Genomic DNA, 21,123 nt, shown 5'->3' with positions numbered 1-21,123 from the left:
TATATAAGTACCTATATTATATTTTACTAAACTTAGTTTAAATTGTCAATAATCTTTTATTTTCTATAACACAAATGAACAACATACAATATTAAATTTAAAACAAAAGATGAGCATTTTCAGCTCATCTTTATATTTATATTTATAAATATTATTTTCCAATTTGTAATTGTCTGTAATTAAATATGAAAGCTCTTGCCAGATCATATTCAAAAGGTGAATTCATATCTCCATATTTGAATTTTACCATTGCTCTGGCATTCAGACCCTGTGCAGTGGTCTTAGTCGGGAAGAATACATTTTTTTCTATTCCAATTTCATAAACAGTATTATCAAAAATTTTATTCTGTATTTCTCCTGAGACATATCCGTCTACCAGCATTCCGACACCATCTCTTACAGTAGTAGGTCCTGTTAACGGCACTACCAGATATGATCCTGGATTCACACCGTATACTCCCAGAGTTTCCCCGAAAGTTTCCGGATCATTTTTCAGTCCTGCATGTTTTGCCACATCAAAGATCCCGGCAAGCCCGACAGTACTGTTTATTGCAAAACGACCAATTGAATTCAGTGCTTTATCTGGTCTTAACTGTAATATTGAGTTAAATGTAGTAGTTATTTCTCCTAAATTCACAAAGAAGTTATTTATTCCTACCCTGATAGGTTTAGGAACAAATGCAGTATAAACACTGGTAACCGGTATATAAACATAACGATCTACTTCTGTATTAAACGCATACATCCTTCTGTTAAACGGCTCAAGGCTGTCATCTATGTCTGTAAACTTAAATACCTTATCCACTAATATATAATCTTCATCAGGATACTTAAGATTACTTGCCAGAATTCCAAAATCGTCCTTAGGAATTATAATATATGTTTCCAGCTTTTCTACTTTTCCTTCATCTATAGTCAAATCCGGATTTTTTTCCTCACTTACAAAATATTTATCAGAGTTCGGCATTTCTATTTCGTCTGTAAATTCCTCATAAATGTTATTTTTATTAAGCTCTACTTCTATCTGATCTGTATGGCTGCTGGAAAAAGCAGTATTAAGACCCATAGCTGCAGATACAAGACAACCAATTAACATAAATTTCTTCATTACTACTCCTCCTTTAATTTTTCTAATAATATTTTATCCACCTCTGCATGCCATAGCATTCCGGTATGTCCTCCGTACGGGAAAAATACTCTGTTCTTAAACGTTCTTCTTATGTATGCAATATCCTGCTGATCTATTAGTATATCATCCAATGACGTCACAAAAATAATGTCATCATTATGAGTTCTAATAAATTCTTCACTGTTCTTCATTGAAAAAGTCATAAGAAAATCTTCATAACTTCCGCTGAATTTCCCATTCTTTATCAAATACGGATATAATATCTCCGAAGCATATTCATCATAAGATATAGACAACCCGTCCAGGAAATAATTCGTTACACTGTCAAATCTTGCAGGCACTTTATCCATCTTTACAAGTCTGCCTCCGCCATTAAATACGTCGCCGGTAAAAGTAAGATTAGCTGAATATACTCTGAACAGAAGTCCTGTTAGTATACCAAGGTCTCTGTCAGAAAGATCAAGTCCTTTCATCAGCTCTGGAAGATTATTCATATCAAAATTCGCTAGTTTTATATCTTTACTTTTTAACATTTTCTGAAATATAGAATCAAAGTATTTTTCTATTCCCTCTGCATCATATATTCCGTTCTTTACAAGATATCCATCCAAAATCTGCGATGCCTTGAATATATCAGTAGGACTGTTCAGAAGAAGCGACTTCTTGATTCCTATTTTTTTCTGTTCACTGTCATACTCATGAAGAAGTAATGACTGGAAGCCGCCAAGACTATATCCTGTCACATAAACATCTGATACTTTCATTGTATCTGAATATTTAGCTATAATTCCCTGTAGAATATTATATACATCTTTAATATCATCTTTTAGATATCCCGAGTAATTGTTCTGCCCCTGACTTACTATAAAAGGCAGAGTACTTGTAGAACTTATAGCTATTACATTATATCCGTTATCATTAAACATCATCCCCAGATACATTGACAGTGAACTGTCATATGTAGAACCTGTTCCTGATATTATTATCATCAACGGTGCTTCTTCTTTCTGTATCCAGATATTATAATCATAATTAGTCCATTTTCTCAATATTTCAGGTATATTTTCCCTTGCTGCCTTTACATGATCTTTTTTAGGCAGTTTTGTTTTGTTAAATTTATACCAGTCTTTTGAAGGTGTTCCAAATACAGTAGCCATAAGCGGACTGTCTTTATATGGATAATTTTTGGCTACTTCATATACATCATCACTTTCAGCACTAAATGATATGACAGAAAAAACAATAACTATTACTGTCAAAATCAATTTTTTTAACTTCATACTCTAACTCCTTATATATCTATTTTTTCTTTCCTAAAATTAATTTACATTATATCATTTTTCTTTAGAATATAGAATAAAAAATAATTAAACAAATAAATATTTCATTTATATTCCTTATATTGATACTTTAAATATCTACACTTACTATTCTTGATTCTCCTATCTCTTTATTCATTGTAACCCCGTAAAGCCTGTGAGAACCTTTCATTGTTTCTTTATTATGCGTAATCAGTATAAACTGTGACTTATTTGTAAATTCATTTAAGAGCTTTACTATTTTTTTAGTGTTTGCATCATCCAGCGCAGCTTCTATTTCATCGAAAAACGTAAACGGGCTGGGCTTAAAAATAAAAATCGCCATAATAAATGATACTGCAAGCATTGATTTCTCTCCCCCAGATAATAAAAGCAGGGTTTGTTCAGGTTTATTTTTATATTTTACGCTTAATTCCAAACCTGTTTCCAGCAGATTTTCCTCATCAAGAATTTTTATCTCCCCTTTGGCATTATTAAGTATCTCTTTACACATATAAACAAAGTTTTTGTTTATTTCCCTGAAAGCATATGCGAACTTTTCTGTTATCTCACTTTCTATATCTTTGATAAGGGTAAAAAGAGATTCCCGGCTTTTCAGAAGGTCTTCCTTCTGTTCATACAGCAGTCTGTAACGCTCTTCCTCTTTTTCATATTCTTCTATTGAAGCGAGATTCACCGGTCCGATATCCATTCTTGATTTTTCATTAACGGACATTTTTCTCTTAGTTGCTGCAAGAGTATTATCATCTGCTATTTCTTCATATTCTTCTTCGTTTATTTCCTCTATCTGCATTTCCTCGTGTTCCTGTGAAAGATATTCCAATTCCTTTGATATTTTTGTAAAATTTTCTACATGCTTCACATGTTCGTTTTTATTAAGAATTATTTTAGTCTCTATATCTTTTACTTTGCTTATCAGCTCTTTTTCACCTGATTCCAGCTTTCTGATTTCCAGCTCGAGTTCTTTTATTTCATCAAGCAGTTTAGTGTTTTCATTGTTTTTTTTACTGATAGTTTCCACTATCTCTTTATTTTTGATGCTTAACTCTTCTTTCAAGTTACTGTTTTCCGAGAAAAAAGAATCCAGTGTCTGTTTTTCTTTCAGAAGCCTGTCATATTCGGTACTTATCTCATCGTAACGTACCTTATAATTCATAAACTTCTCATTTAATATTGCACTCTCTATGGAAATCTCATTAAGTTTCGCGGTAAGTTCACCTGTATCTCTTATTTTTTCTTTCTTCTCTGCAGTTTCTATAATAAGTTTATTATTATTTTCTATATTCAGATCAAATTGGGAAATTAACTTTTTCTTTTCCTCGATTTTCAAAACCTGTTTTTCTATAAACTCTTTATTATCATTTTCCTCAAAATTAACTGTATCTAATTCTCTTTTGCTTCTGTTATATTCAGATTTTGCAGTTTCGAATTCATTATTAAAGTCAATATTCCGGCTTTCCAGTTCCTGAAGCTCTGCTCTTTCTTCCTGTATACGGCTGCTCATGTCTTTTTCAAGCGCTTCTGCCTTTTCTATTTCTGCCGAACACAATTCCGTTTCTTTAATAAGTTCTTCAAGAGTGCTGTTTATTTCCCCAAGCTCTTTTTTCCTTTCAAAAAGCTCATCTCTTCCTTTGCTCTTGAAACCTCCGCTTATTCTACCCCTCGAAGTTATCAGCTCGCCGTCTATAGTAATAATTCTGTCATTAAAACCATTTTTTAGTATTTGCAGTCCGCTGTCCAGATCCTTTACCATAATAGAATTACCGAATACAAAAAAAGCAGCTTTTTCAATTCTTTTATCATAAGTCACCAGATCTCTTACAAATCCCAGTATATTCCCGCCTGATGGAAGTTTATCCATTGCCCTGCCTGTTTTTATAGTTTCCAGCGGAAGAAAAGAAGCTCTTCCTATTTTCTCGTTTTTTAATATATCTATACATTTTTTCGCAGTATTATCATTGTTTGTTACTATATCCTGAAAATTACTTCCTGATAATATCTGTACAGCATATTGGTATTCTTCGGGTATTGATATCAGATTGGCAAATGCTCCTAATACACCGTCGATCTTTTTATTTAATATCAGCTTTATAGATCTGCCGAATGTTTCGTTATTTTCTATGATATTTTCAATAGCTCTTTTTTTAGTAGATAAATTTGTATTTTTATAATTCAGTTCATTAAGCTTTTTCAATATTAATTCTTTATTTTTCTGTATTTCCTGAAACTTTTCAGTGCTTACTCTGAGATTTTGTTTCTTTTCACTGAGAGTTTCTGTGTTTTTTGAAGAAGTTTCTTCATATTTTTTTATTGTTGTACTTATTTTATCAAAATCTTCCAGTATTTTTTCTTTTTCTTTCAAAATAGAATTTACTCTTGCTTTTGCCAGGTTTATTCTTTTTTCCAAATCTTCGAGTTCACCATTCAGCTTGATCTTTTCTATTTCGGAATTCCTGTTTTCATTACTTAGATTTTCAAGAGTTTTTTCTATTGCAAGGCTTTCTTCTTTGATAGCTTCCAGTTCTTTTTCCAGATTTTTTTTATCGTTATTTTTTTCATCAAAGACTTTTTTTATGTCATCCAGTTCTTTTTTACTGTTTTCAAGTACCAGATTTTTTTCTTTCAGTTCACTTTCTATATTTTCTCTTCGCTTGCCTTTTTCCTGAAACTCCACTTCAAGGTTTGATGACCTGTTATTAATCTCTGATATTTTATTTTTCAATACTTCCAGTTCTTTAAATATCTCAAGATTAGCGTCTTTTTTCTCCTGAAGCTTGGTATATGAATCTTCCCTGTATTGATTTACTTCTCTTAATTCACTTTCTTTTATGGAAAATTCATTTTCTACTTCTTTTATCTTGATATTTAACGACTCTATCTTTTCTTTCAAATCTTTTTTATCAGTATTTTTTTGATTTATATTATAATTTACAGTCATCAGCTTCAAAGTATTTATCTTTCTGGTAAGTACCTTATAGAGTTTTGCCTTGTCACTCTGCTCCTTTAATGCCGATACTCTTGACGCGAGATCATTTTCTACATATTCTATTTTTTCTACTTCGCTCTGAATATCATTTAATTTTTTTACAGAATCTTCTTTTTCAGTTTTTGCCCTTTTTACTCCTGCTGCTTCCTCTATAAGCTCTTTTAATTCCTTTGGTGTAGAACCGATAATCTTTTCTACCCTTCCCTGTCCGATTATTGAGTAAGCCTGTTTTCCTATTCCTGTATCCATAAATAAATTATTTATATCTTTCAGACGAATTTTTCTATTATTTATCAGGTATTCATTTTCTCCGCTTCTGTATATTCTTCTGGTGATTTTTAAATCGGTAAAATCTATATCAAGATATCTGTCACTGTTATCTATAATAAGACTTACCTCTGCCACTGACTTGGCTTTTCTATTTTTTCCTCCAGAAAATATGACATCTGAACTGTCTTTTGCCCTTATGCTTTTATAGCTTTGTTCTCCCAATACCCAAAGTATAGCATCAAGAATATTACTCTTGCCGCTTCCGTTTGGCCCGACTATTGATGTAATCCCGTTAGTAAAGTCGATTACAGTCTTTTCGGCAAATGATTTAAAACCGTTCAGTTCTAATGCTTTTAAATACATCTTTCCTCCGATTGTAGATTTATTATAATATTATATCATAAATAGAGAAATTTTATAAATAAAAATGAGCATAATCTCTTATGCCCGCGTTATATTAAAATTATATTTTCTTTATTTCAGTATCAGTTTTCCTATTACTCTGTCACCTGCGACAAAATCGAGAAACTTCGGCTCACCTTTTATTTTATAGTCGAGATTTACTTCACGGCTTGTTCCTACAGGAATAGCATCTATTCTATGTGAATCCATCATAGAAGAAGAGCTTCCTGTTTCCATATAATCCGAGGTATTTTTATAAAGAACGCCGTCTTCTGTTTCTATCTGTAAATGATTCGGTTCAATATTTACTATGGGATTTTCTCCTCCATTTTAAAAAATATTCTATATTACAAATAAAAAACTGCATCAAAACATATTTATTTAAAATACAAATTCATTGTTATTTTATCATAATTTCTGTTTTTTTGCAGTTATTATTACAAGTATATTTTATTTTACATCACTATAACCAGAGTAGGTTCTGTGGGAACCCTGTACCCGTTTTTATCTCCGGGAGTAGAATTTCCAAGCCAGTCATAGATAAATTTTATCTGATCATCATAATGTCTTACACATTTATGTGACTCTCTATATGTTCCTATTTTTTTGGCAGTTGCTGCTTTTCTTGCGTCTCTGTTTGCCCCATATGAAGCAGGAATTCCGTGAAGATATCCTCCGCCGCTGAATCTCACCGCATATGCAGCTTCACCGTCTATTACCACATCTGTTCTTCCGGCAACCTTCTTATTATCCTCTACCTGTTCATTTGATCTTGCTCTTCTTGTGTAGACCATCACAGGCTTGGAATATGCAATAAGAAAATCCCCGTATGGCGTAGCATATGAAGAAGCTCCGTCATCTTTTCCTGTAGTAACAAAAGAGTATGTTATTACATTCCATTTTCCGTTTGTTCTTTCCATTACAGCTTCATTTTCACTTTCTGAATCCACTATTATAAATCGGTTTATCTCAGAAGTAATATTGGCGTTTTTCAGCTTTGACTTATTGGAAGAACTGATATAATAAGGTCCGCCGTATGCAAGTGTCTCTACCTTTATATATCCGTTGCTTTCATCAAGTATTTTTAATATTGATCTGTCCGGAATATTGATAAATTCCTTTGAATTAGGTGCTGTATATCCTCTCAGGCTTTGATTTTCCCTGTTTCCGAATTTATCTTTCGGGGTATTTACGTCTTTGCTCAAGGCTACATACTGGTCTATTACGTATATATCTTTTTTCTCAGTAAAGGCTTTATTCAAAAACTTGTTTGTTTTATCTATTCTGTCAGCCATTTCTTTCCAGTTAAATTCTCTTTTTAGTACTCCGTCGGCATACACATATCCGATTCTTTTATCGGAAAGCTCTACCTCATACCAGTCGTAATCACTCTTAACACTGTTTTTATCCAATTTTTTCAGGACTTTTATCTTGTCCGGATATTTTGCATTCACAAGTATCTCTGCCTGATAATTTGGTGCTTTTCTAATTTTTATATCAGATTTCGCAAAAACGAAATTATCCAGATCTTTAGGCGCATTTTTATCATATTTAAGATTAAAAGTCATATTATCCGGCTTTTTATCACTGTATTGTTCAAGCACCTTGTATACTGTTTGTTCAGGTGTTTCTGCTGTCTGGGTATTATCAGGCTGCTTTACGGCAGTATCGGCAGGAGGTGTCTCTGGTTTCTTAGTTTCCTCTGGCTTTTTTGTATTCTCCTCAGGCTTTTTTACAGTTTCCGCAGGTTTTTTCGGTGGTACCGGAGCAGTTACTGTCCCATTGGTAACCTTCTTTTTTCCTGCCTTATAGTCAAAGTAATTATCTACAAAATCATTTGTAAATTTACCAAATTCACTTCCGAATGTATCTGTAGTAAATACCTTTTCCAGCTGAAAATCTTTTTTATAAGTGTCGTTTCCTGCATTTATATATGAAACATAATTAGTAACTACATTAGTTGACTCTACTTTATAGTATATTAACAATACATCTGCCTGTCCGTCCTGGTTCAGGTCAATTTTCTTTTCATTAAGGCTCCATCCGTCCAATTCCATTTTCGAGCTGTATTTATCCGGTACTTTCAGTAATTCTGCGAACATCATGAAAGAAAATAACATAAAGAGAACGGCTAATTTTCTTTTCAAGGTTATTACCTCCTTACTTATACTTTGTTTCTTATTTTTTACAATACTCTAAACAAAGTTTTTCTCATAATAAATTTAAACTTGCAAACTTTCGAATAGTATAATCACTAATTATATTATAATACAATTACAACTGTAGGTGAAACAGGTTTTCTGTGACCTTTTTCATCATTAGGAGAAGCATCTCCCAGCCAGTCATATACGAATTTTATCTGATCATCATAATGTCTTACACATTTATGTGATTCTTTATAAGTACCTATCTTTTGTCCTGTATAGGCCTTTTTAGCTGCGGTTCCTCCGCCGTATGTAGCCGGAATACCATGAAGATATCCTCCGCCGCTGAATCTTACCGCATAAAGAGCCTCGCCTGATATTACAAGATCATCTCTTGATGCTACTTTAAGGTGCTTTGCCACTTCTGTTTCATCTTTTTTTCTGTTTCTTGTATACTGCATTACAGGCTTACTGTAAGCTACAAGAAATGCACCGTGCGGTGTTTCATAAGATGAATATCCGTTGTCTTTACCTGTTGTTACAAAAGAATATGTTATTACATTCCATTTATCCTCAGCTTTTTCTATTATAACTTCTGACTGATTATCAGGGTCTATAACTATAAAATGTCTGATTATATCTTTTAGTTCTGTTTCTTCTACTATAGTGTTAGGATTAGCTTTTATGTAATACGGTCCTCCGTAAAACGGAGTTTCAATTTCATAAAATCCATCTTTTTCACCAGTCATTTTGAATATTGTTCTGTCGGGGATATTAATAAATTCCTTGGAATCAGGACTTAAATATCCTTTTATACTCTGGTTCGGACGGTTATTAAACTTATCCTTTTCACCGTAATAATCTCTTGAAAGAGGTGCATAAGCACTTATTGTGTATAATTTTTCTTTTCTTTTCAGTGTTTCGGCAATAAAATCATTTACTATATCAATTTTATCTACCATTGCACTCCATTTAAAATTTCTTTTCTCTACATTCTCTGAAACAGCTATGTAGCCTTTTTTTCCGTCTTCCAGTGTTACTTCATACCAATCACCGTTAATATTAGATTTCAGCTGTGATGTAGTTTTTATTTTCTTTGGATAATTCACTGTTTCTATCACTTCTGAAGTAAGTGTCGGCTCGGAATTAACCGGGGTACTTTTCTTTATAAACAGAAAATCATCAAACTTTGGTGCATTTTTGTCATATTTTAGCTCAAACTTCATTTCTTCTGGACGATAAGTATCAAAAACTTCGATTTCTCTTGTTTCATTTTCTGATAATCCGGCAGTGTTGCCGTTTATAGTAGCAATCAGATTATTTTTGTAGGTATCAAGCTCCTTGATAAAGTCATAACTGTATTTAAAGCTTTTCTCTGATTGTAATCTAAGTTTGTATTCACTTCCGTTCTGTTCATAAATGTTAAAAAATGTTTCCATACCGTTATTTTCGGTATTTCTGTAATAAACTGCCATTTTGGCAGGCTTTCCGTCTTTTAGTGTTATATTGCTTTCCTTTAGCTCATAACCATCTATTTTCATTTCTTTTTCTTTGTATATTCCCGGGGCTTCAAATCCATATGAAAATACTGTAATCATTAATGAAAATAGTAGTATTTTTAAGTTCTTCAAGTATAAAACTCCCTTTCTATAAAATCTGCTCCTATATTTTATCAAACTTTTTAGCAAAAATCAATAATATCAAATTTAATAATTTAAATACGACCTTATTTAATCATGGAATTCAGCATCTCATATTTGTGTATACACAATAATTTTTGTAAAAAAAGAAAGCCGTTTTAACAGGCTTTCAAAAGACATCAGTTTGCTTTCTATCTTAGAATGTTGCTATTACTGAACCGTTGTATTTTTGTTCAACAATTTTTCTCATTTCATCACTCTGAAGGACTTCTATTAATATCTTGATTCTTTCATCATTTTCGTTTCCTTTTAATACTGCAATTATATTGGCATATGGAGAATCTTTACTTTCCACTGCGAGGCTTTCTCTAGGATTAAGCCCGTTTTTCACTGCGTAATTTCCAGGTATTACTGCTGCTCCTACTTCTTTTAATCTTATTGCTATCTGATCAGCTGTTATTGTAGTTATTTTCAGATTTTTCGGATTTTCTACTATATCATCCAGTGTAGCTACTACATTATTAGGATCTTTTAGTTTTATAATACCATTTTTATCAAGTAATATTAACGATCTTGCCAAGTTTGTAGGATCATTTGCTATTAATATTTCCGCTCCGTTTTCCAAGTCGTCAAGAGACTTATACTTGTCAGAATATAGTGCAAGCGGTGCTGTATAACTTCTTGCCACATCTACTATTTCCGTACCGTTTTTTTCATTATAATTATCCAGAAACGGTTTATGCTGAAATAAATTCGCATCAACAGTTTTCTCAGCAAGAACTTTGTTTGGCATTACATAGTCATTAAAGATTTCTACTTTTAATTCTATCCCTCTATTAGCCATCATAGGTATTGCTTCTTTTAATATTTCACCATGTGGTTCAGGCGTAGCCGCTACCACAAGGACTTTTTTCCCGTCGGATTTTGCTGCTGCCCCGTCTTTATTTCCGCATGAAAGCAAAAACGCTCCCATTAATATTCCCAGTATTATCTTTTTCATTTTTTCCTCCTGTTATAAGTGTTTCACCATATAAAGCTGCTTATGAATATTCGTCTTTCCGGATAAAAAGTTTTAAAAAAAATCAGATAAGAATTAGGAAACCCTCTTTCTGATTTTTTATTTTCTTAAAATGCCGGTACTACAGATCCTTGGTATTTTTCTTCTATAAATTTTTTGATTTTTTCACTTTGAAGTGCTTTTACCAGTTTCTGCACTCTTTCGTCGTTTTCATTTCCTTTTAGAACTGTAATTACATTCGCATAAGGTGAATCTTTATCTTCGATAAATATACTGTCTGTTAGCGGATTCAGATTATTTTTCATTGCGAAATTACCATTAATTACCGCTGCTCCCACTTCACTAAGTCTAGTTGGAATCTGATCAGCATTTAATGCTGTAACTTTTAGTTTTTTAGGATTTTCTGCGATGTCTTCTATAGTTGAATCTAGTTTTTTGTTGTCTTTCAGTTTGATTATACCGCTTTTATCCAGTAATATTAATGCTCTTCCTCTGTTTGTAGGATCATTTGGTATTAATACATCTGAACCTTCCGGTAATTCTGCCAGATCCTTAACTTTTTTAGAATATACTGCAAGCGGTTCCACATGTATTTTAGCTACTGCCACAAGTTCCATATTATTTTTCTGTGCGAATTCTTCCATATAAGGAACATGCTGAAAGTAGTTTGCATCCAGTGTTTTTTCTCCAAGAAGTCTGTTTGGAAGTACATAGTCATCAAATATTTTTATTTCCAGATCTATTCCTTCTTTTTTCAAATCCTCTTTTACCTGTTCCAGAATTTCTGCATGCGGTGTTGGTGTTGCTCCGATTACTAATTTTTGCTCTTTTGGTGTTTCAGCAGGTTTTCCAGCATCAGCTGCCGGTGTTTCCTCTTTTTTCCCGCATGAAAATATTACACCTAATGTCAGAATTCCTATTAAAAACTTTTTCATTTTGTTACCTCCTATTTCCCTCGTTTTTTATATATTTTTTTAACTATAAGGTTACCAACAAATTGTATTATCTGCACCAATATTATAATGATCAGTGTAGCTTTCCATATTATAGCGGGATTACTGTTCTGAAAACCAGCTACTACAGCCTGGTTCCCCAGACCTCCTCCGCCTACTATACCTGCCATTGCAGAATATCCTATAAGTGTAATAAGGGCAAGTACCATTCCGTGTATCAAAGACGGCAGTGCTTCCGGAAGCATTACCTTTGTTATTATATGATAATTCGTAGCTCCCAGTGATTTCGAAGCTTCTATTAATCCTTTGTCTACTTCGTTCAATGCACCTTCTATTACCCGTGCAACAAACGGCGCCGAACCAAGTGCCAGATAAACAATAAAGGCCTCGTTGCCAAAAGATTTTCCTATAATTCCTCTGGCCACGGGAATTAACACTACCATTAATATAATAAAAGGAATTGATCTTGTAATATTAATGAGGATAATATCTAAAATTTTATTAAGACTTCTGTTAGGTGCAATATGATTTTCAGAACTTGTCACCAGAAGTATTCCCAGAGGCATTCCGATAAGCAATGCAAAAAACATAGATATCAAAACCATATACACAGTTTCCCAGAGGGGAATAAGCATATTTCCAAAATTAAAAAATTCAGCCCAGTCAAATTGCATTATACTTCCTCCACTTCTATCTTATTTTCTTTCAGCCAGCTTATCGCACTGTTTCTCTCAGTCTCGCTTCCGAGAATCTCCACAAGAAGATGTCCCACTTTATCATCTGCAAGCTCATCTATGGTACCGCCGAGAATGTTTACATCCAGACCATATTTTTTTACCATATCTGATATGTACGGCTTCTCAGCCTGTTCACCTTGAAAATTCAGCTTTAACATCTGTTTTCCTGTTATTTTCATTTTTTCTTTTTTAGTTTCTGTTTCAGGTGCTATATGTGATACGAATTCCCTTGTCAGTTCGTTTTTAGGATTCAGGAATATTTCTTTTGTACTTCCTTCTTCTATTAATTTACCATCTGACATTATAGCAGTTCTGTTACATACTTTTCTTATTACTTCCATTTGGTGGGTTATCAGTACTATAGTCAGACCCAGCTTTTTCTGAATGTCCTTTAACAGTTCCAGAATAGAAACCGTCGTTCTGGGGTCAAGAGCGCTTGTAGCTTCATCTGAAAGCAGAATTTCAGGATAATTTGCCAATGCTCTTGCTATTGCCACTCTCTGTTTCTGACCGCCTGACAGCTGACTGGGATACACATTTCGTTTGTCTTCAAGCCCCACTAGTTCCAATAATTCATCTACCCTAGGTTCTATTTTACCCTTCGGCCATCCGGCCAGCTCAAGGGCAAATGCCACGTTTCCTTTTACATCCCTAGAGCTCAGAAGATTAAAATGCTGAAATATCATTCCTGTTTTTCTTCTATATTCCAATAACTTTTTTTTAGGTAATTCTACTATATTTTCTCCGTTTATAAAAATTTCTCCGGAGCTTGGTTCCTCTAACCTGTTTAACATCCTGATAAAAGTTGACTTTCCTGCTCCGCTTAGTCCCATTATCCCATATATGTCATTTTTATTAATTGACAGTGAAATATCGTCCACAGCTTTGAATTCTTTGTCCACATTTGTATATATTTTAGTTAGATTCTTTACTTCTATGTGCTTTGCCAACTTTTCCACCTCTCATTTTTTAAGACAATTCAGAACTTGTATCTGAATATGAAGATTCTGTTTTTTTGATTCTCATTTTTTTATCACCTTCAAAATCTCCGCCTTCAGCTATTGCAAATACTTCTGATATTATAGTACCGTTTACTTTTCCACGTTCTCCTATTTTTACCTTTGCAGCTTCTACTTTTCCCAGAAGAGTTCCGTTTATTACAGCTTCATCCGAATAAATCTCACCTGTTACTACTCCGTCCATACCTATAATCACAGAATCTTTAGACACTATTTTCCCGTCTATTTTTCCTTCTATCTGAATTATTCCCTCTGTTACTATATCACCTTTCAACTCTGTATTTTGTGATATTACTGTTATATTTGTTTCTGAAATCATATTATTTCCCTTAGAAAAGACTCCCATTCTATACTCCTCTCGTTTTTAAATAAATAATCAAAATTTTCTTCGTTCCATTTTATAAAATTCATCGGGTCTAACTGCACTCCGTAAAATCTTATTTCATAATGCAGATGCGGTCCGGTACTGTTTCCTGTGTTTCCGCTTTTGGCCACTATCTGCCCTTTTTTTACAAATTCTCTTGTTTTTACTGAATATGAATCTAAATGTGCGTAAAAACTCTGCAGTCCGAAACTATGGTCAATAATTACCACATTTCCGTATCCGTTCTGCTGTCCGGCAAAACTTACTATACCGTCAGCAGTAGAATATATATCTGCATTCATCCCAGTTCCGAAATCTATTCCTTTATGATCTTTCTGGACACCGGCAATAGGATGGATTCTTCCGCCAAATTCACTTGTTACTCTTGTATCAGGTTTTACAGGATATGAATTTGGTATTATCATAAGTACTTTTCTTTTTTTGTTTTTAGATACCTCGTTCAGGTTACTCATACTTACTTTTTTATTTTCTCTCTCCTGTTCCCTTTTCTGTTCCTCTTCATAGTCGTTTTTAAATTTTCTCAATTCCTTATTTTGGGACAAAATATCTATATTTTTTAGATAAGACCCTCCAAGAAATAATAAAGCAATTATAGAAATCAACAGATATATTGTTACGGAAATTCCCAGCATAGAGACTATTTTCTTTATTTTTTGACTAAATTTATAGCTTTTTATTCCTTTTGAGTCAGTGATTGTAACTATAAAAGATTTCTTCATAATCTAGTTCCATCTTTACTTTTTCAAAAATTCCCTTACTCTCTCTGAGGATGAATTTTCAAAAACCTTTTCAGACGTTCCTTCCTCAAGTATTTTTCCTTTTTCCATAACTATTACTTTATCGGAAATTTCTTTTACAAATTTCATTTCATGGCTGACTATTAACATTGTTGTTTTTTCGTCTCTCAGCTTTTTAATCAAATCCAGAACCTCTTTTACCAGTTCGGGATCCAGTGCTGAAGTCGGCTCGTCAAATAACAGAATATCCGGATCAAGTGCCATAGCCCTTGCTATTGCCGCTCTCTGTTTCTGCCCGCCTGACAGCTCATTTGGATAATTATCTATTTTATCTATAAGTCCTACTTTTGCCAGCATCTGCTTTGTTATTTCTTCTGCTTCTTTTGCAGTTGCTTTTTTTACTACTTTCAGGGTTCTTGCTATATTATTTCTTACAGTCATATGAGGAAAAAGATTAAAATTCTGAAATACCATACCGGTTTTCAAAAGTATTTTCTTCTTTTCCTTCTTATCCATAGATTTTTCAGTTATATCCCGTCCTTCTATAAGTATACTTCCGCTGTCTATAGTCTCAAGATCTGCTATACTTCTCAAAAGCGTGGATTTTCCGCTTCCCGAAGGTCCTATTATGGTAACTACTTCTCCCTGTGCCACTTTTAGTGAAATATCATTCAAAACCTTGTTTTCACCATAACTCTTATTTATACTTCTTATCTCTATAATATCCATGGCTATACTCTCACCTTACTTCTTTTCTCCATATTTTTAAATATTCTGTCTATAAGGAAACTTAGTCCCAGATAAATCAGTCCGGCATAAAAATACGGAGTTATTATGGAATCTCTGCTGGCTATTTCTTTAGTAGTCTTTAGTATCTCAGTTAATGAGATTACATATATCAGTGCAGTATCCTTTACCAGTGTAATTGCTTCATTGCCAAGAGACGGCAGTACTCTTCTTATTGCTTGCGGCAGAAGAATATACCATATTTTCTTAGAATATGAATAACCAAGTACCTTTGCAGCCTCGCTCTGACCTTTGTCTATACTTTCCAGTCCGCTTCTTATTATTTCTATAAGATATGCAGTGTAGTTAATTACAAATGTAATAAGCGCTGCCGGCATTCTGTCAAGGACTATTGCATTATTAGTCAGGGCAGGCAGTCCATAATATATAAAGAATAACTGAAGTATAAGAGGTGTTCCCCTGAATATCCATGTATAAAATGATATACTTTTTTTTATGATAACAGAATTGCCTGTGTAAGCAAGTGCCCCTATTATTCCAAGAGGAAGTGAAATCACAGCTGTAACAGCATAAACTATTATCACATTAGGCAATGAACTTAAAATTTGAATAAAAATAGATAATTCGCTCATTTTTTCTCCTATTCTGCACTAAACCATTTATCGTATATCTTTTTATATGTACCGTCTTTTTTCAGCTCTTCTATTGCTTCATTTATTTTTTCTATCAGGTAAGTATCTTCTTTTTTTGCTCCAATCCCGTATTCCTCTTTCCCAAAGTCGCTGCCTTCCAGAATGGCGTATAATTCTTTTCCTTCTTTTTTCTCTTTATTGGCTTTTATGTATCTTGCCAGTACTTCATCACCCACTATTGCTTCTATTCTTCCGGCATCAAGATCTAAGAATGCCTGATCATAAGTATCATATGTTCTCAGCTCTTTTAGTTCCGAATTAACAGGATCAGCCAGAACTGCATCTTCTCCGCTGCTCTTACTTTGTGTTCCTATTACTTTTCCTTTTAGTTCTTCCTTATTTTTTATTGCAGAATCTTTTTTCACAAGTATTATCTGTGAATTCTCCAGATAAGGAACTGAGAATAAAAGCTGTTTTTTTCTTTCTTCAGTTATTGACAAACCATTCCAGATAAGGTTAATATTTCCGTTTTTCAGTTCCATCTCTTTTGAATCCCAGTTTATAGGCTGAAACTGTACTTCCACACCAAGTTTTTCCCCCACTGCTCTTGCAAGATCAATATCAAATCCCACAAGTTCACCTTTCTCGTCTTTGAATCCCATAGGTGCAAAAGTATCATCCAGTCCGACTATTATTTTATCAGGAAGTTTTTGTTCTCCCGTTGTTTTGTCAGCCTGATTTTCCTCCTTTTTGGAACACATAAGTATACTCAGCAGAAATATTAACATCAAAATAATCTTTTTCATCGCTACCTTCCTTTCCTTCAGTTTATAATAAAAAAAATTCCCTCAGTTCCCTGAGAGCTTATTAAAAGGACTAAAGTTTAGATAATTCCGAAAGCATCACAGGCAAGACTCAATTTAATCATTTCAACAGGAGTCTGTACCCTAACTGCACAAACTCACTACCTATGATGACACATGCTTTCCAAATTTCTGTTTATCATTTTAGTTCCTCCTAAAACATTCTATTATTTAAAATTATAATAAAAACGCGCATAAATGTCAATAGAAATCGTATATATTTTATTTATATGACTTATATAATATGTGTATATTAGATTTTTTCCCGGCTTATATTCAAAGCTGACATTCATCTGTCTTTATTTACTCGGTCTGAATATAAACCGGACATATTCTAAAGGAAAAACAACACTGCTGCTTTACTGTTTTTCCAGAAAATTAAAAATTTTATTTTTTGCTATTGGATGTTTCGACATTTTATAAAATACTCTGAAGGTAATCAGAACATCATATAAACTTTCATGAAGACTGCTGTCATCGAAAGGTATGTTATAAAACTTGGCACATTCATTCAGCTTGGGCCATTTATACGTTCCGTAATACTCATTTATTCCTGCTTTTACTATTTCCACATTTTCTATCATGGTATCAAACTGGTTTTTCAGCATAAAAGGGATAAAGCTTCTGTCGAACTTTATATTATGTGCCACATAGTGAGAAGCATCCGTACAGAATGAGTAAAAAGATTCTATATCATCTTTGAAATGAACAGGATATATGTTCCCCTCTCTTTTCTTTTCCAGTACATTATCTGTAAGACCGTTTACATTTATGGCTCCCATATTTATTTCCTCGCCGGGATTCCGAAAATAGAATCTGTCATACTCTCCTACTTTTTCCCACTTCTGTATCTCACCGTTAAAATTCACTTTTATTGCTGATATTGACAGTACTGAACTTCCTACCTTACCGTTTGTTTCCACATCGAAAAAAACTATATTTTTTGACATTATTTCCACCCCGAATAATTTATTTATTACATTATATGTTATTTGCAAAAAATTTTCAAATTTACTTTTTTGTTCAAACGGCTCTATTGCTATATTTACTGCTGATTTTATTTATTTCAGTTTTTTGTTATATACATTTTCCCCTGCATTAACACTATTATTACATAAAAAATTTTATTGTTTATTTTTTTCTACATTTTTTATTTACAAAAAAAAACTGTTTCAAAATCATCTTACTGAAACAGTTTTATATTTTAATGTCTTCCGCCATGACCATTATTATTATGGTTTGGTCCATTATTATTATTTGGTCTTCCTGGTCCCGGTGGTCTGCTATTCCCGGGAGGCCTGCTGTTTCCGGGCGGTCTGTTATTCCCTGGTGGTCTGCCGTTCCCCGGTGGTCTGCCATGACCGTTATTATACGGCGGTCTTCCACCTGACGGCGGATAATGATTGTAGTCTTCGTAAATACATGAAGTCAGTGTAAAAACTGATACTAAAATTAATACTATCTTTTTCATGCTACCTCCTTATACAGCTGAACTGTACCTTTTTATCTATATTCTCATTCTACCATTCCAATATGAAGTTAATGTGAATTTTTCCTTCTTTGAAAAATTATTTTTATTTCTTTCCATCATATAATTTACGGGCTTTCTTATGTTATTAAAAAAATGTCTTGAATTTATTTTACTTTATTTATGAAATGCATTATAATCAATATAATAATAAAACTAAAGGAGATTTAATATGAAAAAATTTATTATTCTGTTAACTATGCTTATCATTACATTGAACATGAGTGCAAAATCAAGTTCTGCTGCGGGAAATTCACAGAAGAAAAATAACAAAAATGCTGCAAAAGCTGATTCCAGAGATGGTTTGAGTTTTGAAACAGCAGTAAAAGTCAATACTGTTGAAGAAGAATATAAATATTTATCAACAAAATATCCCGGGTCAAGAGTCCTGGGGCAGGCGCTGGTTTACGATGATAACGGTACCCCTTATGATATTCTTACAGTACAGATGCCTGACGGAAAAACTGTAAAGTATTATTTTGATGTCACAGAAGTATTCAAAGCATACGAAAAAATGTTCGGATTATAAAACAGCGGCTCTCCCAACTTATGTTGGAGCAGCCGCTTTTCTATTTATTTACATATTTTATTAATAACTAAAATCAAATGCATAACCAAATCCAAAAGTCACTCTGTGAAGATTCAGGTCATGTTCCTGTCTTGTACCGTCACCATTGTCTATTTTGGCTTTTGCATAGTTTGCCTGATACATAAGGTCAAGTGTAAGACCGTTTATCTGTATTCCTCCGCCTATCCCATAATATATTCCGTTCTCTATGTCTGTATCATATGATTTTGAATTGTATGAATATGAATACTCGTCATAATCATCATAATACCAGTCATATACATACTGAGTCACCTTATCATTAAGTGTAAGATCATTTTTATGGATATTAAAAGAATAACCTAAATTCGCTTTTACATATGGCTTTATATATTTGTTGGCTGTTTCAAATTCATACTTCGCAGTTACATATAAAGGTACACTGTCATAGTATACTTTATCATCATAACCGTATGTATGTTCGTAATAATTACCTGATGAATCATACCAGTTGTTTATTAATACTTTCTTTCCTTCGGCTTTAGCATGTCCCTGATACCCTATTCCTGCACCGATCAAAAAGTTAGGTGCAACTGTTTTCAGATATTCTATTCCTAATTCAAATCCAAGACTGTCATCACCGGGATCACCTGTTATAAAATCTGACATTCCGCTGTAATCATTGAACACATCAAATCCTCCGCGAATAATTAATTCATCTGAGAATGATGTTAGTGAAACAATTGTAAATAAGCTAATCAATAATTTTTTCATTTCTTCCTCCTAAATCAAATTGTATTAAGAATATCCCAAATATTAAATAAGCGAATATGAGCATCCTCACAGGTAATATAACATTTATTTTATATTCTTGTCAATCTCATTTAAATTATAAAAAACATCTGTCCTGATTATAAAATTACTCTAAAAATTGAGGAGTCGTTCTACAAGTATATATTTATCTTATTTTTTTTTAATGAATACCAAAGTATTCGACTGCCACAAAATGTAAAAAGACCAGATAAAACTGATCTTTTTATAATTATTGGCTCATAAAACCAACTCTATTTCTGTGTACTTATTGTTAGAATACTGCTTTTAAAGATAAACCAACTTTATAGTCTTCTTTATTGCTGTTACCTATTCCATATTCACCTGTTACGAATATTCCGTATCTGTCTTTTACTTCTACTCCTACCATACCGTTTGTTTTTATTTTCCCTTTGTCTTCCGCAGGTTTAGCCAGTTTATGATAGCCATCTTCTATTGCTGCTACACTTGCCTGTTCCTGTTTATTCATATTCCCAAGTTCATATTCATAACCTGCTCCTATGTTTCCTTTTATTCTCCAATTTTCATTTTTACCAAGATTTTTCTCTGCTTCCAGTCTTACTCCTATCTCTGGTTTTACTGAATATCCGTCATTTTTGTCTACTTTCAGTTTCTCTGCATCCCCTTTCTCCTGAAAACTTTCATGTGACATATATCCCAGCTCAAGACCTGTATATGGAATTATTTTTGTATTTCTCCCCAAATCAAATTCTTTTCCTATTTCATTTAACGAATTTACTCCGTACACATTGTAATCTGCTTTCATCTTGCTCTGTGTCCCGTCATACCAGTCCATTGTTCTGTCACTTGTATGGAAACTTACTCTTCCAAGTAAATCATTTCTAAAATTCCATCCATTCGCCTTATATTTATTATGTAATCCCAGCTGTACAGTATTCGCCATATCTTCGCTAAATCTGCTGCTGTCCATCTGGAAGTCCGTTCTTGTGTACCCCAGTGAATATCCGAATGTGTGTCTGTAAGTTCTCTCTACTTCTCTTAAAGCCAGAACTCCCACTGTGTCATAATCATATGATTCTACTCCGCTTGTTTTTTCTTTACTTGCTCCTTTACCTGCTATTACATTTATCTTTACATTTTCTTTTGTATTATTTTCAGAATTTTGCAGTACAAATAATGCATTATCAAGAACTCCGTTTTGTACTTATGTCAATAATGTGGACACATTTATCTTGTCTATTATGAAATTTTTTTCAAATATTCTTTAGGAGATAA

At 33.2% G+C, this 21,123-nt stretch carries 20 protein-coding genes; 1 reads left to right on the top strand and 19 read right to left on the bottom strand.

The annotated features are described in order from the left end of the window. Window positions 1-151: 151 nt before the first annotated feature. From NK213_RS12020 to NK213_RS11940, 17 genes are all read right to left on the bottom strand, one after another. The gene (locus NK213_RS12020) at window positions 152-1,108 is read right to left on the bottom strand and encodes a VacJ family lipoprotein (RefSeq protein ID WP_253349467.1); all 957 of its coding nucleotides are present in this window, start codon (window positions 1,106-1,108) and stop codon (window positions 152-154) included. Between the two features lie 2 nt (window positions 1,109-1,110). Then, the gene (locus tag NK213_RS12015) at window positions 1,111-2,409 is read right to left on the bottom strand and encodes an alpha/beta hydrolase (protein WP_253349465.1); all 1,299 of its coding nucleotides are present in this window, start codon (window positions 2,407-2,409) and stop codon (window positions 1,111-1,113) included. Window positions 2,410-2,539: 130 nt separating this feature from the next. Continuing rightward, complete coding sequence (smc, locus tag NK213_RS12010) at window positions 2,540-6,067, bottom strand: chromosome segregation protein SMC (protein ID WP_253349462.1); 3,528 nt, start codon at window positions 6,065-6,067, stop codon at window positions 2,540-2,542. A 111-nt stretch (window positions 6,068-6,178) separates the two neighbouring features. Beyond that, window positions 6,179-6,319 carry a hypothetical protein gene (locus tag NK213_RS12005; RefSeq protein WP_253349460.1) on the bottom strand — a complete coding sequence of 47 codons (141 nt, stop codon included), beginning with the start codon at window positions 6,317-6,319 and terminating at the stop codon, window positions 6,179-6,181. A gap of 242 nt (window positions 6,320-6,561) precedes the next feature. Continuing rightward, window positions 6,562-8,253: a L,D-transpeptidase family protein gene (locus NK213_RS12000; protein WP_253349457.1), complete on the bottom strand. Its 1,692-nt coding sequence runs from the start codon at window positions 8,251-8,253 to the stop codon at window positions 6,562-6,564. 116 nt (window positions 8,254-8,369) lie between these two features. After that, complete coding sequence (locus NK213_RS11995) at window positions 8,370-9,881, bottom strand: L,D-transpeptidase family protein (RefSeq protein ID WP_253349455.1); 1,512 nt, start codon at window positions 9,879-9,881, stop codon at window positions 8,370-8,372. A gap of 205 nt (window positions 9,882-10,086) precedes the next feature. Further along, entirely contained in the window at window positions 10,087-10,890 is an 804-nt protein-coding gene (locus NK213_RS11990; protein ID WP_253349453.1) for a MetQ/NlpA family ABC transporter substrate-binding protein, read from the bottom strand. A 125-nt stretch (window positions 10,891-11,015) separates the two neighbouring features. Next, the gene (locus tag NK213_RS11985) at window positions 11,016-11,843 is read right to left on the bottom strand and encodes a MetQ/NlpA family ABC transporter substrate-binding protein (protein ID WP_253349451.1); all 828 of its coding nucleotides are present in this window, start codon (window positions 11,841-11,843) and stop codon (window positions 11,016-11,018) included. A gap of 11 nt (window positions 11,844-11,854) precedes the next feature. Beyond that, window positions 11,855-12,535 (bottom strand): methionine ABC transporter permease, encoded by a 681-nt coding sequence (locus tag NK213_RS11980; protein WP_253349449.1) that lies wholly within the window; start codon window positions 12,533-12,535, stop codon window positions 11,855-11,857. Beyond that, on the bottom strand, window positions 12,535-13,548 hold the full coding sequence (locus tag NK213_RS11975; RefSeq protein ID WP_253349447.1) for a methionine ABC transporter ATP-binding protein: 1,014 nt from the start codon (window positions 13,546-13,548) through the stop codon (window positions 12,535-12,537). The genes NK213_RS11980 and NK213_RS11975 overlap by 1 nt, the downstream gene beginning before the upstream one ends. 19 nt (window positions 13,549-13,567) lie before the next feature. Further along, window positions 13,568-13,963: a polymer-forming cytoskeletal protein gene (locus tag NK213_RS11970; protein ID WP_253349445.1), complete on the bottom strand. Its 396-nt coding sequence runs from the start codon at window positions 13,961-13,963 to the stop codon at window positions 13,568-13,570. After that, window positions 13,933-14,721, bottom strand: coding sequence for a M23 family metallopeptidase (locus tag NK213_RS11965; protein WP_253349443.1), 789 nt, complete (start codon window positions 14,719-14,721; stop codon window positions 13,933-13,935). The genes NK213_RS11970 and NK213_RS11965 overlap by 31 nt, the downstream gene beginning before the upstream one ends. Window positions 14,722-14,736: 15 nt before the next feature. After that, the gene (locus tag NK213_RS11960) at window positions 14,737-15,462 is read right to left on the bottom strand and encodes an ATP-binding cassette domain-containing protein (RefSeq protein WP_253349475.1); all 726 of its coding nucleotides are present in this window, start codon (window positions 15,460-15,462) and stop codon (window positions 14,737-14,739) included. A gap of 8 nt (window positions 15,463-15,470) precedes the next feature. Next, complete coding sequence (locus NK213_RS11955) at window positions 15,471-16,118, bottom strand: amino acid ABC transporter permease (RefSeq protein WP_253349441.1); 648 nt, start codon at window positions 16,116-16,118, stop codon at window positions 15,471-15,473. 8 nt (window positions 16,119-16,126) lie between these two features. Beyond that, a complete protein-coding gene (locus NK213_RS11950; protein ID WP_253349439.1) occupies window positions 16,127-16,924 on the bottom strand; it encodes an amino acid ABC transporter substrate-binding protein in 798 nt (265 codons plus the stop codon). Between the two features lie 416 nt (window positions 16,925-17,340). Then, window positions 17,341-17,931, bottom strand: a complete 591-nt coding sequence (locus tag NK213_RS11945; protein ID WP_253349437.1) for a 3'-5' exonuclease — start codon at window positions 17,929-17,931, stop codon at window positions 17,341-17,343. A gap of 254 nt (window positions 17,932-18,185) precedes the next feature. After that, window positions 18,186-18,452 carry a membrane lipoprotein lipid attachment site-containing protein gene (locus tag NK213_RS11940; protein ID WP_253349435.1) on the bottom strand — a complete coding sequence of 89 codons (267 nt, stop codon included), beginning with the start codon at window positions 18,450-18,452 and terminating at the stop codon, window positions 18,186-18,188. A gap of 229 nt (window positions 18,453-18,681) precedes the next feature. Between NK213_RS11940 and NK213_RS11935 the strand changes: the two genes are divergently transcribed. Beyond that, entirely contained in the window at window positions 18,682-19,038 is a 357-nt protein-coding gene (locus NK213_RS11935) for a hypothetical protein (protein ID WP_253349433.1), read from the top strand. A gap of 60 nt (window positions 19,039-19,098) precedes the next feature. Here NK213_RS11935 and NK213_RS11930 read toward each other — a convergent pair whose 3' ends face one another. Next, on the bottom strand, window positions 19,099-19,830 hold the full coding sequence (locus NK213_RS11930; RefSeq protein WP_253349431.1) for a hypothetical protein: 732 nt from the start codon (window positions 19,828-19,830) through the stop codon (window positions 19,099-19,101). Between the two features lie 310 nt (window positions 19,831-20,140). Then, window positions 20,141-20,968, bottom strand: coding sequence for an autotransporter outer membrane beta-barrel domain-containing protein (locus tag NK213_RS11925; protein ID WP_371926421.1), 828 nt, complete (start codon window positions 20,966-20,968; stop codon window positions 20,141-20,143). Window positions 20,969-21,123 lie beyond the last annotated feature (155 nt).

It is taken from the genome of Sebaldella sp. S0638, assembly GCF_024158605.1.
In the GTDB taxonomy this organism is placed as follows: Bacteria; Fusobacteriota; Fusobacteriia; order Fusobacteriales; family Leptotrichiaceae; genus Sebaldella.
Note: the sequence above shows the minus strand (reverse complement) of the source record. Positions and strands in the feature narration are given on the sequence as shown.

Bases quoted from the DNA above. Each gene is read 5' to 3' on its own strand.
- NK213_RS11980 (WP_253349449.1), bottom strand. From the start codon at position 12,535: ATGCAATTTGACTGGGCTGAATTTTTTAATTTTGGAAATATGCTTATT.
- NK213_RS11930 (WP_253349431.1), bottom strand. From the start codon at position 19,830: ATGAAAAAATTATTGATTAGCTTATTTACAATTGTTTCACTAACATCA.
- NK213_RS12005 (WP_253349460.1), bottom strand. From the start codon at position 6,319: ATGATGGATTCACATAGAATAGATGCTATTCCTGTAGGAACAAGCCGT.
- NK213_RS11985 (WP_253349451.1), bottom strand. From the start codon at position 11,843: ATGAAAAAGTTTTTAATAGGAATTCTGACATTAGGTGTAATATTTTCA.
- NK213_RS11935 (WP_253349433.1), top strand. From the start codon at position 18,682: ATGAAAAAATTTATTATTCTGTTAACTATGCTTATCATTACATTGAAC.
- NK213_RS12020 (WP_253349467.1), bottom strand. From the start codon at position 1,108: ATGAAGAAATTTATGTTAATTGGTTGTCTTGTATCTGCAGCTATGGGT.
- NK213_RS11965 (WP_253349443.1), bottom strand. From the start codon at position 14,721: ATGAAGAAATCTTTTATAGTTACAATCACTGACTCAAAAGGAATAAAA.
- NK213_RS11955 (WP_253349441.1), bottom strand. From the start codon at position 16,118: ATGAGCGAATTATCTATTTTTATTCAAATTTTAAGTTCATTGCCTAAT.
- NK213_RS12015 (WP_253349465.1), bottom strand. From the start codon at position 2,409: ATGAAGTTAAAAAAATTGATTTTGACAGTAATAGTTATTGTTTTTTCT.
- smc (WP_253349462.1), bottom strand. From the start codon at position 6,067: ATGTATTTAAAAGCATTAGAACTGAACGGTTTTAAATCATTTGCCGAA.
- NK213_RS11950 (WP_253349439.1), bottom strand. From the start codon at position 16,924: ATGAAAAAGATTATTTTGATGTTAATATTTCTGCTGAGTATACTTATG.
- NK213_RS11940 (WP_253349435.1), bottom strand. From the start codon at position 18,452: ATGAAAAAGATAGTATTAATTTTAGTATCAGTTTTTACACTGACTTCA.
- NK213_RS11945 (WP_253349437.1), bottom strand. From the start codon at position 17,931: ATGTCAAAAAATATAGTTTTTTTCGATGTGGAAACAAACGGTAAGGTA.
- NK213_RS11970 (WP_253349445.1), bottom strand. From the start codon at position 13,963: ATGGGAGTCTTTTCTAAGGGAAATAATATGATTTCAGAAACAAATATA.
- NK213_RS11990 (WP_253349453.1), bottom strand. From the start codon at position 10,890: ATGAAAAAGATAATACTGGGAATATTAATGGGAGCGTTTTTGCTTTCA.